7 protein-coding genes are annotated in these 12581 nt (G+C 73.8%); 4 read left to right on the plus strand and 3 right to left on the minus strand.

Translation table 11 applies throughout. The features are described from left to right. Positions 1-33: 33 nt before the first annotated feature. Both ACSMXX_RS02425 and ACSMXX_RS02430 read left to right on the plus strand, forming a co-directional pair. Positions 34-837, plus strand: a complete 804-nt coding sequence (locus ACSMXX_RS02425; RefSeq protein ID WP_473182366.1) for an IclR family transcriptional regulator — start codon at positions 34-36, stop codon at positions 835-837. A 149-nt stretch (positions 838-986) separates the two neighbouring features. Continuing rightward, entirely contained in the window at positions 987-2192 is a 1206-nt protein-coding gene (locus tag ACSMXX_RS02430; RefSeq protein WP_473182367.1) for an amidase, read from the plus strand. 138 nt (positions 2193-2330) lie between these two features. On the opposite strand, the gene ACSMXX_RS02435 is transcribed toward ACSMXX_RS02430, so the two are convergent. Then, complete coding sequence (locus tag ACSMXX_RS02435) at positions 2331-3986, minus strand: AMP-binding protein (RefSeq protein WP_473182368.1); 1656 nt, start codon at positions 3984-3986, stop codon at positions 2331-2333. A gap of 112 nt (positions 3987-4098) precedes the next feature. On the opposite strand from ACSMXX_RS02435, the gene ACSMXX_RS02440 reads away from it, so the two are divergent. Continuing rightward, positions 4099-4941, plus strand: coding sequence for a helix-turn-helix transcriptional regulator (locus ACSMXX_RS02440; RefSeq protein ID WP_473182369.1), 843 nt, complete (start codon positions 4099-4101; stop codon positions 4939-4941). Positions 4942-5055: 114 nt separating this feature from the next. Here ACSMXX_RS02440 and ACSMXX_RS02445 read toward each other — a convergent pair whose 3' ends face one another. Then, on the minus strand, positions 5056-7626 hold the full coding sequence (locus ACSMXX_RS02445; protein WP_473182370.1) for an AAA family ATPase: 2571 nt from the start codon (positions 7624-7626) through the stop codon (positions 5056-5058). A gap of 316 nt (positions 7627-7942) precedes the next feature. Between ACSMXX_RS02445 and ACSMXX_RS02450 the strand changes: the two genes are divergently transcribed. Further along, positions 7943-10624, plus strand: coding sequence for a LuxR C-terminal-related transcriptional regulator (locus ACSMXX_RS02450; protein ID WP_473182371.1), 2682 nt, complete (start codon positions 7943-7945; stop codon positions 10622-10624). A 58-nt stretch (positions 10625-10682) separates the two neighbouring features. Here ACSMXX_RS02450 and ACSMXX_RS02455 read toward each other — a convergent pair whose 3' ends face one another. Beyond that, a complete protein-coding gene (locus tag ACSMXX_RS02455) occupies positions 10683-12338 on the minus strand; it encodes a SpoIIE family protein phosphatase (RefSeq protein WP_473184596.1) in 1656 nt (551 codons plus the stop codon). Positions 12339-12581 lie beyond the last annotated feature (243 nt).

The following is a 12581-nucleotide window of genomic DNA, read 5'->3' on the forward strand; positions in this document are numbered from 1 at the left end:
CGGCAACCTATGGAGAGGTCCGTGGTGGTGTCAATGACTTCTGCCGACCGGGGAGCGCAGGTCTCCCGTGTCCCCGGCGGGGAGGCCCCGAGAGGCGACGGAGCCGGTCCGCGCCGCCTCCTACGGCTGATCGACGCGCTCTGCGCGTCGCAGGCGCCCGCCCCGCTCGCCGGACTCGCGGCCGCCGCGGAGCTGTCGAAACCGACGGCCCACCGGCTGCTGCGCGTACTGACCGAAGAGGGTTGGGCGGTCGCACACGACGGCGGCAGCTACAGCATCGGACCGGCCGTACGCGCGCTGGGCGCCGCGATCACCGGTTCGGGCAGCCGCGACAGCATCGAGCGCGTGATCGTCGAACTGCAGAAGGAGGTACGGCAGACCATCCACGTGGGGGTGCGCAGCGGCGACCGCATCATCTACACGCACAAGGTCGAGGGTGACCAGCCCTTCGCCATGGCCTCGCGGGTGGGCATGTACCAGCCGCTGCACTCGACGGCGATCGGCAAGTGCCTCCTGTCCGGCCTTGACACGGAGGCGCTCGACGGGCTGGTCGGGCGTGCCGGTCTGGAGCCCCGTACCGACGCCACGGTCACCGATCGCGCCGCCCTGGAGAAGGAGTTGGCGCACGTGCGGGACGAGGGGTACGCGCTGGACGAGGAGGAGAACGAGGCCAACGTCAGGTGCATCGCCGTGCCCGTGCGCGCGGCCGGGGACCAGGTGGCCGGCGCGGTCAGCATCTCGACCGTCACCTTCGTGGTGACCCGTGAGGAGCTGCTGGCGCTGCGCGGTGCGCTGACGGAGACCGCCGCGCGGCTGGAGCCGCTCTTCGGCCGGTGAGACCGCACGGCCCCGCGCGGGGGACCGACCGGGCGGGGCCCGGAGTGGCCTCTGCCGGCGGACCGCCGCGGGCGGGTACAGATCGCACCCCGGCCCGGTTCACGCCCCGGCCGGAGCGACCCCGCCCGAACTGGCTGCTGGAGGCTCCCATGACCACGTCCGCGACGTCCGAGACCAACGCGGAGAAGGCGGTCTGGCGCGAGCGCGGCGCCCCGCTGCTCGCTCCGTCCCGCAGCGGACCGCTCAGCGGGCTGCGCCTCGCCGTGAAGGACGTGTACGCGGTCGCGGGGCACCGGACCGGCGCGGGCAACCCCGCCTGGCTCGCCGAAGCGGAACCGGAGACCACGCACGCGTGGGCCGTCGCCGCCCTGCTGGGCGCGGGCGCCGAGATCACCGGCATCGCGCAGACGGACGAGCTGACCTACAGCCTCGACGGCATGAACGCGCACTACGGCACCCCGCCCAACCCCCAGGCCCCCGGCCACATCCCCGGTGGCTCCTCCAGCGGCCCGGCCTCCGCAGTCGCGCTGCGCGAGGCGGACGCGGGGCTGGGCACCGACACCGCGGGCTCGATCCGCGTGCCGTCCTCCTACTGCGGTCTGTACGGCATGCGCCCCACGCACGGGGCCGTCCCGGTCACCGGGATGCTGCCTCTCGCTCCCGGCTTCGACACCGTCGCCTGGCTCGCGCGTGACGCCGCCACGCTGGCCCGGATCGGCGACGTACTGCTGCCCGGTGCGGACGGGACGCAGGACTCCGGCCAGTTCCACACCGCGCTGGTGGCGCCGGACCTGCTGGCCCCCGTGGAACCCGCGGTGCGTGAGGCGTTCCTGGCGGCTGCCGCCGGGCTTGCCGGGCGGCTCGGACTGCGCAGGGAGGAGTGCGCGTTCGGCGGCGATCCGCAGGAACGTGCGAACGCCTTCTCCGTCGTGCAGGCCGCGCAGGTGTGGGAGTCCGACGGTGCGTGGGTCGGCTCGCACCCCGGCGTGCTCGGGCCGGACGTCGAGTGCCGTTTCGCCTGGGCCTCCGGCGTCGGCGGGGAGCGTCTGGCGCGGGCCCGCGAGTCCCTGCGGAGGACCACCCGTGGGCTGCGCGCGGTCCTCTCCCCCGGCACGGCGCTGCTGCTGCCGGCCGCGCCGGCGCCCGCCCCGGCGAGGGATTCCGGCGCGGCGGAGCGGGACGCGGCCAGGGCCGCGGCGCTCCAGCTCACCTGTCTGGCGTCCGGTGCGGGGGTGCCGTGCCTGGTGCTTCCCCGTATGACGGCCGGCGGTCTGCCCGTGGGGCTGTGTGTGATCGCGGACCGCGGCGGAGACCGTGCGCTGCTGGACCTCGGGGTCGCCGAGAGCCGGAGCTGAACAGGTACGGGGTCGGGGCCGCGCGCCCGGGCGGAGCCGGTCCGGGGGCGTTCCCGGTCCGTGCGGACCCGCGGCCTTCCCGCGCTCCGGCCCGCCGTCCCCCTGACCGCCCCCGCCGGGGGCACCCCAGGCGACGGCTCAGAGCACTCCGGGCACCGCCGCTTCCGCTCCCGCTCCCTCCATCGCGTCCCGGCGCAGCTCGACCTTGCGGACCTTGCCGCTGACCGTCATGGGGAACTCCGCCATGACGCGCAGCAGGCGCGGGATCTTGTAGTGCGCCAGCCGGCCTTCGCAGAACGCGACGATCTCGTCCTCGGAGGGCGGATCGTCCTGGTCGACCGGGATGACGCAGGCGAGGACCTCCTCGCCGAACCGCTCGTCGGGGACCCCCACCACCTGCACGTCGGAGATCTTGGGATGGGTGTAGAGGAACTCCTCGATCTCGCGCGGGTAGATGTTCTCGCCGCCGCGGATGATCATGTCCTTGATGCGTCCGGTGATGGCGAGGTACCCGTCCTCGCGCATCACGGCGAGGTCGCCGGTGTGCATCCAGCGGCTCGGGTCGATGACCTCCTCGGTCTGCTCCTTGTCCTCCCAGTAGCCGAGCATCACCGAGTAGCCGCGGGTGCACAGTTCGCCCGGCTCGCCGCGCGGCACCGTCACACCGCTGCCCGGGTCGACGACCTTCACCTCCAGGTGCGGCAGCACCCGGCCGACGGTCTCGGTGCGCCGCTCCACGTCGTCGTCCGTACGTGTCTGCGTGGAGACCGGTGACGTCTCGGTCATGCCGTAGCAGATCGCCACCTCCTCCATGTGCATCTCCGCGACGACCCGCTTCATCACCTCCACCGGGCACGGCGAGCCGGCCATGATCCCGGTACGGAGCGAACCCAGGTCGTAGGAGGGGAAGTCGGAGAGCCCGAGCTCCGCGATGAACATCGTGGGCACTCCGTACAGCGACGTGCAGCGCTCGTCCTGAACCGCCTGCAGCGCGGCGGCCGGCTCGAAGGTCGCCGAGGGGATGACGACGCATGCGCCGTGGCTGGTGGCCGCGAGGTTGCCCATCACCATGCCGAAGCAGTGGTAGAAGGGCACCGGCAGGCAGACCCTGTCCTGCTCGGTGTAGCCCAGCAGTTCACCCACGAAGTAGCCGTTGTTGAGAATGTTGTGGTGCGAGAGGGTCGCACCCTTGGGGAAGCCGGTCGTCCCCGAGGTGTACTGGATGTTGACCGGATCGTCACAGCTCAACCCGGCTTCGGCCGCCCTGAGTTGCTGGTCGGTGATCTCGTGTCCGGCGTTGGTCAGCACCTCCCAGTACGGGGTGCCGATGTGGACCGTCTCCAGCAACTGCGGGCACTCGCCGGCCACTTCCCGCGCCATCGCGCGGTAGTCGCTGGTCTTGTACGCGGTGGACGCGATGAGCAGACGCACCCCCGACTGGCGCAGTACATAGGCCAGTTCATGTGTTCGGTATGCGGGATTGATGTTGACCATCACCGCGCCGATGCGTGCCGTCGCGTACTGGACCAGCAGCCACTCCGGGCAGTTCACCGCCCAGATCCCCACCCGGTCGCCCTTGCTGATGCCGCGCGCGAGCAGTCCGCGCGCGAGCTGGTCGACGTCCGCGACGAACTGCGTGTACGTCCAGCGCCTGCCGTCGGTCGTGTCGACCAGGGCCTCGCCGTCGGGGAACGCGGCGGCGGTGCGGTCGAGGTTGCTGCCGATCGTCTCGCCGAGCAGCGGCGTCGTGGCGGTCCCGCTCGCATACGAGAGCGCCGTGGATTCTCCGGTCACCGGGACCTCCTCGTCCTTGAGCCATGGCTTTAGCATCGTGTTGGAGTGATCTGCGCCTCACCACCCCCGAACGGGGGTGAGGTCGCGCGGCGCACGCGAGAGGGGACTGCCAATGACGGATCAGGCCGAATCCGGGGCGATACGGGCGGCACTGTCCAGGCTGCGGCGCACGACGGAGATACCGGTGGCCTTCGCGGGGATGACCGGGGAGGGCCGCGGCTACCGCATCACCGAGATGACCGGCACCACGACGCAGGCGCTGCGCGGCCTGGCGATCGCACCGGGCAACGGGCTGGGCGGCAAGGCCGCCGCGCTGGCCAGACCTGCCTCCGTCACCGACTACCGCACCTCACGTGTGATCAGCCACGAGTACGACGCCGCCGTGGCGGCGGAGGGCCTGCGCTCCGTGCTGGCGGTGCCCGTGGTGGTGCGCCGCCGTGTGCGGGGCGTGGTGTACGCGGCGCTGCGGGAGTCGCTCGCGCTGGGCGACCGCGCGCTGGACACCGCCGCCGACGCCGTACGGGAGCTGGAGCAGACGCTGGCCGTGCGCGAGGAGGCACAGCGCCTGATGGAGGCGCAGCAGACTCCGGTCGGCGATCCGCGCGCGTGGGAGGAGGTGCGCGAGGCACACGCCGAACTGCGCACTCTCGCCCAGCGGTTGCCGGAGGGCGAAGTGCGGCAGGAACTGCTCGACGCGTGCGGCCGCCTGGCGTCCGCGTGCGGGCCGGAGGCGTCCAGAAAGGGGCGCCCCGAGGAGGCGGTCTCGCTCACCCCGCGTGAGGTCGACGTCGTCTCGTGCATCGCGGGAGGCGGCACGAACGCCGCGGTGGCCGCCCGTACCGGGCTGAAACCGGAGACCGTGAAGGCGTATCTGCGCTCGGCGATGCGCAAGCTGGGGACGCACACGCGGCTGGAGACGGTGGTGGCGGCCCGCCGGGCGGGCATCATCCCCTGAACCGCCCCGGTCCCCCGGCTCGTCAGGTCCCCGGGACGCCTGGATCCCGTAGCGTGCCGGCGGGCGTCGCGTCACATGCCGCGAGGGTGCTGCGGGTGTCATGAGCTGCAGGCGTCACGAGCCGCGCCCGGCGGCCGGCAGTGCCAGCGCGGCTGAGAGATCCGCGCGGCGCTGGACGCCCAGCTTGTCGTACGCGCGCTGCAGATGATTGGCGACGGTGCGCACGGAGATGCGCAGGTACCCGGCGATGTCGGGGTTGCTCAGCCCGGACGCGGCGAGCTCGCAGATCTGCCGCTCCCGGCCGGTCAGTTCGCCGGATCCGCGCGTGGGAGCGGGCCACGGGGAACGCGGGCCCGGGCGGCAGCCTCGCCTCAACTCCTCGGCCCGCCTGGCGAGTTCGTCCGACGCACGCCCGCTGCTCAGATCGCGTGCCGCCTCGACGGCCTCCAGGGCGAGACCCGCGTAGCCGAGTGAGGCCAACTCCTCAGCCACCGCCGGGAGTCCGGCCGTGTCCCGTCCGGCGAGCGCACTCCCGTGGCGGGCGAAGAGCGTGAAGAGCTCGCTGTCGCACTCCTGCGCCGCCTCGTGCAGACGGCGTGCGGCAGCGGCGGAGGGCCGCAGCCGGCAGCACAGATAGGCGATCTCCACGCCGGTGGTCAGCCTGCCCCCGGCCAGATACGTCCCGGCGAGCTGGTCGGCCAGGTCCGCGGCCAGTGCCACCCGTCCTGCCGCGGCGTGCACCCGTACCTCACCCTTGCGCAGGTTCTCGCGCATGCTGGAGCCCTCGGGGAAGCGGCCGGCCGCCGTCGCGAGCGCTTCGGAGGCCTCTTCGGTACGGCCGAGGGCCGCCGCGCACGAGGCGTACTCGGTGACGATGATGCCCTCGACGGGGAAGATCGTCTGCTCGTTGACCAGCGCCTGCGCCTCCCGGAGCGGCTCCAGTGCCTCATCGGGCCGGCCCGCCCAGTACAGGGCCACGCCGCGGATGAACGCCACCAGCGCCAACTCGGCCTCGTCGCCGCGCTCCAGCGCCTCCCGGCAGTAGCGCCCGGCCGTACGCAGCGCACCCTCCAGCCGGCCGGCCATGACCATGGCGTACACGTGGCACGCCTCGGCGGCGCCGCGCATCGAGCCCCACGCGGACGGCAGCGCGACGGCCCCGCGCTCGAACTCCTCGGTGACCCGCGTCGGCCTGCCGCGGAGAGTCAGAGCGTAGGCCCGCAGGGTCGCCGCGGCGTTGTCGGTCAGCCAGTCCCCGCTGTCCGAGGCGTCGAGCGCCGACGGCAGCACGTCCCGGGCGTGGCTCTCGCCGTGCGTGAAGAGAGCCAGCGCCCGTGCGGCCACCCTCGCCTCCGGCTCCTTCGCGGCTGCCTCGTCGAGCCCGTCGAGCACGGCGCGTGCTTCAGCGGGGCGGCGCAGCCCCCAGAAGAGGTTGAGGGCGCGCAGCGCGGGCGGCCCGTCGCGGGCGGCGAGCAACTCCTCCGCCTCGGCGGCCAGCCCCTGGGCCACGAGTGCCTGGCCGTGCACCCGTACCGCTCCGGGGCTGTGCAGGTGGGCCACGAGACGCTGCGCGAGCCGCGGGTCCGATTGCCGCAGCGCGGCGGAGGCCGCGCGCACCAGCCGTGCCTCGGGGACCTCGGCTCCCGCGCGCAGCCTCCACAGCACGGGGCGGATCGGGTCGGGCGCACCGCCGCACCGGTCCACGGCGTCGGCCAGATCCCGGTGTATGCGCCGGCGCCGCAGAGGTCCCGTCCCGGCGCGTACCACCTCGCCGTACAACGGGTGTGCGACGCGGACCTGTTCGCCTTCCGCTTCGGGCAGCACGGTGATCAGCGACCGCCGCTCCAGCCCGGCCAGGGCGTCCGCGCCGATCAGGGTTTCCAGCGCGGTACGGGGCACGGATCCGGCCTGTGCGACGTATTCGAGAGCGCGGGCCTCCTCGTCCGGAAGCACACCGACCGCGCCGGCCACCAGGTCCCGCAGCCGCGGATGGCCGCCGACCGGGCCCCGCCACGTCCACACCCCGTGTCTGCGCTGCAGTCCGCCGCTCTCCGCGCCGGCGAGCAGCAGATGGCGCAGGAAGAGCGGATTCCCCTCGGACATCCGCCAGAGCGCGCCCGTGGTGAGGCCGTCGACCGGGCCGTCCAGGACGGCACGGAGCAGGCCGTCGAAAGCCGGCTCGGGCAGCGGTTCGACCTGCACCGTCTCGCAGGGCACACGCCCCAGCAGCCCGGGCAGCACGCCTTCCCGCGGCTCAGGGCTGCGTGCGGTCAGCAGCAGCGCCGCGCCGGCTTCCTGCGCCAGGGCGGCGACGAGGGAGGCGGACGCGCCGTCCAGGTGGTCCACGTCGTCTATCCCGACGACCAGGGGACGGGAGCCGGCCTGCGCGCGGACCGCCCGGCGCATGCCGTCGAAGGTTCCGGCCGCTGCCGTGCCGGCCCAGTCGGAGAGGGCGAGGAAGGGGATGTCGCTGGTCGAGGCGCCGCCCGCCGCGGACAGAACGTACGCCCCTCGCTCTCCGCACCGCTCCAGAACCTGGCGCCACAGCGCGGTCTTGCCGACCCCCGCCTCGCCGAGCAGCAGCACGCGACCGGTGTCGGACCGGGTCAACCGCCCGGCCAGTCCGGCGACTTCGTCGCTCCGGCCGGCCAGCGGCCAGGAGCAGGTCAGGAAGTCGGAGCGCACGTGTCGATCCTGGCCACGGGCGCGGCGGAAAAGCAATGGTCACGGCTTACTCATGACCGGTGCACACGGGCCGGTGAAGGGTGGCCGGCAAGGGGGAACTCCGGCGGGACGGCGCCCGCCCCTGGCCGCCGTCCCGCCGGCTCGCCCCGTCAAGCCGGCCCGCCCCTGCCGGACCGTTCCCCCGTACAGGCGTGCGGACGATACTGGGACCGCCGATGCTGCGACCACCTACTCCGGGACCACCGAGTCCGGGGCCCCCGCCGCCCGCCGCCGTCACGGCGGCCGCGCAGCTCTCGCGAGCGATGAGCGCGGCCCCGTGAACGGTGCCCCCTGGCCGCTCGTGGGACGCGCCGAGGCGATCGGCACGCTCTCCTCGCTCCTGCTGGACGGGAACGGGCCGGGCGCGCTGCTGACCGGCGAACCGGGCGTCGGCAAGTCCCGGCTGGCCGACGCGGTGCTGGAGCGGTGCGCCCACGAAGGCGTGTACACGGCACGGATCTCGGGCGCGGAGGCGAGCAGCTCGCTGCCCTTCGGCGCCGCGTCCGGGCTGCTCACACGCGAACCGGCCACGGACCTCTTCGCCCGGGCGGCACAGGAACTGCGCCGGAGAGCAGCCGGACGCCGCGTCGTCCTCGGAGTCGACGAGGCCGGCCATCTCGACGAGGTCTCCGCCGCCCTCGTCCGGCATCTTGCGGCCGCCGGCAGCGCGCGGCTTCTGGTCACCGCGCGTACGGGCACACCGGAGGCAGCGACGATACGGGCGCTGCGCAGACGCCTCCTCGTACGGGAGATCACCGTCGGCGGACTCGACCGTGATCAGGTCGGCGAACTGCTGCGGCTCACGCTCGGCGGCCCCGTCGACGGCGTGACCGCCGACCGGCTCTTCAGGCTGACGAAGGGCAACCCGCTCTTCCTGCGGCACGTCGTCGCGGCGGGCCGCACGTCCGGAGCCCTGCGCGCGGGTGCCGGGGTGTGGAGGTGGCACGGGAAGCCGGGCGGTCACGAGCGGCTCGGGGACCTCGTCGCCTCACAGCTGGGTGCGCTCGGTGACACACCCGCCCGTGCGCTGGAACTCGTCGCCCATGTGGAACCCGTGCCGCTGCCGGTCCTCGAACGCCTCACAGGACCTGACGAGTTGGAGGAGCTGGAGCGCCGGTCCCTCATCGTTCTGGAGACGCGGGGCCGGCGGCCGGTGGTGCGCACCGGACACCCGCTCTACGGCGAGGTCGTACGCTCGCGGACCTCCGCCGACGCGCGCCGGGCCGTCTACTCCCGGTTCGCGGACGCACTCGGCAGCAGCGGCCTCGCCGGCGAGGAGCGCCTTCCGCTGGTCAACTGGCGGCTGCTGGCCGGTGAGACGGTCCCCGACGGCGATGTGCTCGCGGCGGCGTCCGAAGCCCTGGCGGGCCACGACCCGCAGCTCGCCGAGGAGCTCGCCCGCAGGGTCGCGGACGCGGACGGGCGAGCGCTGCTGGCGGAAGCGCTCGTGGTGCAGGGCAAGGCCGAGGAGGCGGAGGCCGTGTTGTCGGCGCGGGATCTGCGGCACCTCGCCGCGCTGCGGGCGCTCAACCTCTTCTGGGGGCTGCGGCGCACCGACGAGGCCGCCGGTCTCGTGCGCGCCGCACGCCTCGACGGTGACACTGCCCCCGAACTGGCCGTGGCCGAACTGGCGTTGGCGGTCTTCGGCTCCGGCGGAGACGCGCGGTTCCCCGAATCCACGGATGCCACGGGGGGTACGGGGCTCACAGATGTCACGGGAGCCATGGATGTCCCCGAGGCCGCCGGAGCCGACCGGTTCACGGACCTGCCGCCGTGCGGTGCGGTGGCCAGTGCGGTGGCCCCGCTGCGCGCCTATCTGCTGACGTTCACCGGCCGTCCGGCGAGGGTCGTGGCGCAGGCCGGTACGAACGAGGCGCCACCGACCGGGCTGTGGCCGGCGATGGACGGCGCCGTGCGGGCCTGCCACCTCCACGCGCTGGTGCTCGACGGGCGGCTCCTGGCGGCCCTGACCACCGGGCGGCAGTACTACGAAGCCGCGCTGGAGAAGGGTGCCGGTGAGGAAACCGCCCTGCTGAGCCTCGAGTTGGGCGTGTGCGAGGCGTGGGCGGGACGCCACGACGCCGCCCTGCCACACTTCCGGGAAGCGCGGGCACTCACTGACGAACACACGCCGTTCCCCGTACAGGCGTATGTCTGCAGCGAGTTGGCCGCCGGACTGGCCGCCCGCGGCGAGGTGGACGCCGCGTGGCGGGTACTGGAGGACGGCGCCGGCAGGCTGCCCGCGGACTCGGCGATGCGGGCCCATCTGACGCTGGGCCGGGTGCGCGTCCTGGCCTGTTCGGGCCGCCTGGAGGAGGCCGCCGCGGAGGCCGTCGCCCTCGCCGGGACGTATCTCGCCCGCGGCCGGCTGACCAACGCCGCCGAGGCCCTGTACTACGCCGCTCGTACGCGGCCTTCGGCCGATGCCGCGGTACGCCTGGAGGAGGTGGCCGCCGCCTGCGACAGCGCCCTCTTCCCCGTACTGGCACTCCATGCGCGGGCCGCCGCGGAGGGCGACTCGGCAGCGCTCGGCCAGGTCTCGGGAACGCTGGCCGGGCTCGGCTACCACGGCATCGCCGCCGAGGCGGCGGCGAGCGCCGCGGTCCACGGGCGCGGACGGGACGCCGCAGGCCACGCACGTCGGGCGGCCCGGCTGCGCGAGATGTGCGGAGGCTTCCACCCGGTGTGGGCTGCCCCGGCACCCCGCCAGGAGCCGTTGTCCGAACGGCAGCGCGAGGTGGGCGAGTTGGCGGCGCAAGGGCTGGAGAACGCGGCCATCGCCGCGCGACTCGGCCTGGCCGGACGTACCGTCGCCAACCATCTGCAGACCGTTTACGCCAAGCTCGGCGTCCGCTCCCGTACGGAACTCGCCGGCGTCCTCGGAGGCGACCCGGACCACCGCCGCGACGGTGACGGCGGCGTCGGCGGCGAGGACATGACCGCGGCCCGGCCCACCTGACCCGACCACGCCCGGAAACCCTGCCACCCGCGCCCTGCCACCTCGCCCTGCGGGCCCGTCAGGCGGCCACCGCGTGCAGCACGAGAATCGCCAGGTCGTCCTCCACCGGCTCCGGCCCGAAGTCGTGCGCCGACTGACGCACACGTTCCGCCACCGCCATGGCCCCCATGCCGACGCAGTCGGCGAGGATCTCCGCCAGGCCGTCGTCGTCGTCCAACTGCCGCTGTCCGCTGCGCCGTTCGGTGACACCGTCGGTGACGCACAGCAGCGACTCCCCCGGCGCCAGATCGAACTCGAAGGCCGCGAACTCGGTGCCCTCGTCGATGCCGAGCAGCATCTGCGACTCCACCACCGGCACCACGTCGCCGTCCGCCGACAGCTTCAGCGGAGGCGGGTGTCCGGCGCTCGCGATGCTGCAGTGCGCGCCGCCCGCCTCCGGGTCCGGTTCCAGCTCGCCGTAGACCAGGCTCAGAAACCGCGGCTGTGCGCTCTCGCCGCCCACCGCCACGGCCTCGGCGCCCTCCTCCGCCATGGCGGCGTTCAGCCTGCTGAGCACGGATTCCACACCGTGGCCCTCACGGGCGAGCAGCCGCACCAGGTGCCGGGTCAGGCCGGTGACCGACATCGCCTCCGGGTCCTTGCCCTGCACGTCCCCGAGGAGGAAGGACCAGCGGTTGTCGCCCATGGGGAAGAGGTCGTAGAAGTCGCCGCCGACGGTCTGGCCCATGGCGTGCGGCTCGTAGACGATCGCCGTCTCCACGCCCGGCAGGCTGGCCAGCGACGGCGGCAGCTGCCTGCGCTGGAGCGCACGGCTGATGCTCGTCTGACGCGTGTACTGGCGGGCCGTGACCACCGCCTGCGCCACCCGGCGCGCGACGTCCTCGACCGTGCGCGCCACGGAGGCGGTCATCTCCGCCGGCCCCGCCCGTCCGATGACGAGCGAGCCCAGGCAGGTCCCGCCGGAGACCAGGGAGAAGGCGAGCGCCGCACCGCCCTTCCCGGATCCGTCCGCCCGCTCCGGCCAGGGCCAGGGGATGCCCACGGTCCGCAGGCCGGGCGGCGGCGGCTCCGCTTCGAGGGCGTAGCGGAGCGCGTCCACCTTGCGCTCGTCGGAGTGCCAGACACGGGAGAGGCGCATCGCGCCGCTCTCCGTGGTCAGCCACACCGCGCACCAGTCGGCCAGCCGCGGCACCAGCAGCTGGCCGGCCAGCGCGGCGACCATGTCCTCGTCGAGCTGTCCCGAGAGAAGCTCGCTGGCCTCGGCCAGGAACGCCCCGCCGCGATCGGCCCACTCGGCGCTGCGGCGGCGGTCGGCCTGCGGCGAGGAGGTGAAGATCTCGGCGGCGTCCAGCTCGCGGTGCATCGATTCGCTGAGCGACCCGGACGGCTTGGTCGCCATCTCTGAGACCGCCAGGCGGAACCAGACGACCTTCTCGGTACGCCGGTAGGTCACGCCCCAGGACTCGCACAGCGCCCCGACGATCTGCAGCCCCAGGCCGCGCCCGCTGCGCCGCGAGGCCGCGTCTCCGGTGACCCGGCTGGTGGGCTGTCTGTCGGTCACCTCGACCAGCACGGCGGCGATGTCCACCGGGCCCTCGTCCGGGTCAGCGGAGTCAGCGGCGTCAGGGGTGTCCTGCGAGGAGGTGCCGCCGGACGGGGCGGCCGCTACCGTCTCGATGCCGCAGGCCACCTCGATCCGGGTGCCCGCGTGCATGAGGGCATTGGTGACGAGCTCGCTGACGAGCAGCTCCGCATCGTCAGCCAGCCGCTGGGTCAGCCGTCCCGGCGTCGCGCTCGAACGCGCCCACTTGTCGATCTCCGAGCGCACGAGTGCACGAGCGGTGGAGGGTGCGAGCTGACTTGCGGGCAGGGCCCTCCGCGACGCGGGATCGCTCAGGCCGGCGGACGGCAGTCGCACAAGCCTCTCCTGACTCGGATGTCATAGCGATAAAGCCTC

The sequence above is a fragment of the Streptomyces sp. DSM 116795 genome (assembly GCF_055792905.1).

What these genes read in the sequence shown, in the direction of transcription:
- ACSMXX_RS02430 (WP_473182367.1), top strand. Translation starts at nt 987, where the DNA reads ATGACCACGTCCGCGACGTCCGAGACCAACGCGGAGAAGGCGGTCTGG.
- ACSMXX_RS02440 (WP_473182369.1), top strand. Translation starts at nt 4,099, where the DNA reads ATGACGGATCAGGCCGAATCCGGGGCGATACGGGCGGCACTGTCCAGG.
- ACSMXX_RS02455 (WP_473184596.1), bottom strand. Translation starts at nt 12,338, where the DNA reads ATGCACGCGGGCACCCGGATCGAGGTGGCCTGCGGCATCGAGACGGTA.
- ACSMXX_RS02425 (WP_473182366.1), top strand. Translation starts at nt 34, where the DNA reads ATGACTTCTGCCGACCGGGGAGCGCAGGTCTCCCGTGTCCCCGGCGGG.